Here is a 2,017-nt window from a genome sequence, read left to right as displayed (position 1 = left end):
AGCTATAGCTGCCGTTGCTGTTGAAGCTAAGGCTGCCATTGCCCTGACCCACGCCGGTCGCAAGCTGGTAGCTCTCCACCGTGCCATCGACATCGGTCGCGGCAGGCACATTGCCTGCCAGCACCTGATTCTCATCGAGGGCCTGGGTATCAGCCTTGGCCACCGGCAGATCGTTGGTACCGGTGACGGTGATAGTGACCGCCTGCGGGGCGCTGACACCGCCGTCGTTATCCGTGGCGGTGTAGGTGAAGCTGACGTCACGACTCTGGCCAGCGGCCAGGCTGTCGAAGTCCGTCCCTGGATTGAAGCTATAGCTGCCGTCGCTGTTGAAGCTAAGGCTGCCATTGCCCTGACCCACGCCGGTCGCAAGCTGGTAGCTCTCCACCGTGCCGTCAACGTCGGTGGCCGCCGGCACCTGGGCGCTCAGCGTGGCGTTCTCACCCGTCGTTTCGGTATCGGCCTTGGCCACCGGCGCATCGTTGGTGCCGGTAACGGTAATGGACACCGTCTGCGGCGCACTGACGCCGCCATTGTTGTCAGTGGCGATGTAGGTGAAGGTGACGTCGCGGCTCTGACCAGCGGCCAGTGCGTCGAAGTCGGTACCCGGGTTGAAGGTGTAGCTGCCGTCACTATTGAAGCTCAGCGAGCCATTGCCATCACCGACGTTCTGCACCAGTTGGTAGCTTTCCACCGTGCCATCGACATCGGTCGCGGCAGGCACATTGCCTGCCAGCACCTGGTTCTCATTGAGGGTCTGGGTATCAGCCTTGGCCACCGGCGCATCGTTGGTGCCGGTAACGGTAATGGACACCGTCTGCGGCGCACTGACGCCGCCATTGTTGTCAGTGGCGGTGTAGGTGAAGGTGACATCACGACTCTGGCCAGCGGCCAGTGCGTCGAAGTCGGTACCCGGGTTGAAGGTGTAGGAACCGTCGCTATTGAAGCTAAGGCTGCCGTTGCCCTGGCCCACGCCGTCCGCGAGCTGATAGCTCTCGACCGTGCCATCCACATCAGTCGCCGCTGGCACCTGAGCGTTCAAGGTGGCGTTCTCGCCAGTGGTCTGGGTATCCGCCTTGGCGACCGGTACGTCGTTGGTGCCGGNNGTAGGTGAAGGTGACATCACGACTCTGGCCAGCGGCCAGGCTGTCGAAGTCCGTCCCCGGCGTGAAGGTGTAGCTGCCGTCGCTATTGAAGCTCAGTGCACCATTGCCATTACCGACGTTCTGCACCAGTTGGTAGCTTTCCACCGTGCCATCGACATCGGTCGCCGCCGGTACCTGGCTGGTCAGGACGGTATTTTCCTCCGTCGTGGCCGTGACCGCCTGAGCGACCGGCAGGTCGTTGGTGCCGGTCACTGTGACGGTCAGGGTGGCGGTATCGGTGCCGCCCTGACCGTTACTGACGGTGTAGCCAATCTGGGTGGTGTCTTGCTGACCCGCGGCCAGGCGATCGAACGCCGCGCCCGGATTGAAGCTGTAACTGCCGTCAGCATTGAGGGTAAAGGTGCCCCCATTGGAGCCGGCGNNCAGGGTGCCGCCGTCGACATCGCTATCGTTGGCCAGCACACCCTGGGCGGCCCCGACGTTGAGGGTGGCATTCTCACCCGTGCTGCCGGTATCGGCGACCGCCATCAGGGCATCGTTGGTGCCAGTGACGGTAATGGTCACCGTTTGCGGTGCACTCACACCACCGTCGTTGTCGGTCGCGGTGTAGGTGAAAGTGACGTCACGACTCTGGCCAGCGGCCAGGCTGTCGAAGTCCGTCCCTGGATTGAAGCTATAGCTGCCGTCGCTATTGAAGCTCAGTGCACCATTGCCCTGACCCACGCCAGACGCGAGCTGATAGCTCTCGACGGTACCATCGACATCGGTGGCCGCCGGGACATTACCTTCGAGTACCTGGTTTTCACCCGTGCTCTGGGTGTCGGCCTTGGCGACTGGCAGGTCATTGGTGCCAGTGACCGTGATAGTGACCGTCTGCGGGGCACTGACGCCGCCGTTGTTATCGGTGGCGGTGT

At 62.8% G+C, this 2,017-nt stretch carries 2 protein-coding genes; both read right to left on the bottom strand.

The window, feature by feature from the left end; genetic code table 11:
- Window positions 1-1,120: Ig-like domain-containing protein (locus DOM67_RS19325; RefSeq protein ID WP_198651881.1), on the bottom strand; the 1,120-nt coding region annotated here is incomplete at its 3' end.
- Window positions 1,011-2,017, bottom strand: a 1,007-nt coding sequence (locus DOM67_RS19320) for an Ig-like domain-containing protein (protein ID WP_157958924.1), incomplete at its 5' end; no start/stop codon positions are given. The genes DOM67_RS19320 and DOM67_RS19325, both read right to left, overlap by 110 nt.

The sequence above is a fragment of the Salinicola sp. RZ23 genome, assembly GCF_003206675.1.
Lineage (GTDB): Bacteria > Pseudomonadota > Gammaproteobacteria > Pseudomonadales > Halomonadaceae > Salinicola > Salinicola endophyticus.
Note: the sequence above shows the minus strand (reverse complement) of the source record. Positions and strands in the feature narration are given on the sequence as shown.